The following is a 345-nucleotide window of genomic DNA, read 5'->3' on the forward strand; positions in this document are numbered from 1 at the left end:
ACGTTAAAGCGCGAATTCCCGGTGCTGCTTGCGGTAAATATTATTGTGGTCTACTTCCTGTACGACGGTGAACTGAGTTCCCGCGAAGGTATCATTCTGATCCTGCTGTTCATTTTCGTTTTAGCTGGCATGGCGTGGATTTCGCTCCTAGTGGAAAAAGGCGACCCGCTGATGTCAGAGACATCCGATGAAATTCCCTCCGAAGTGGAAACGGGCAAAGCCGTAATGTGGATTGGTGTAGGCCTTGTATTATTGCCGCTGAGTGCACAATACATGGTGGACTCAGCCGTATTTATAGCCCGCTACTTCGGCATCAGCGATTTAATTATTGGCTTAACCATCATT

1 pseudogene is annotated in these 345 nt (G+C 47.8%); it reads left to right on the forward strand.

Features of this window, described 5'->3' with window-relative positions:
- Positions 1-345, forward strand: a pseudogene (locus NLF92_RS12715) (calcium/sodium antiporter); the annotation flags it as partial.

The organism is Opacimonas viscosa (assembly GCF_024199005.1).
Classification (GTDB): Bacteria; Pseudomonadota; Gammaproteobacteria; order Enterobacterales; family Alteromonadaceae; genus Opacimonas; species Opacimonas viscosa.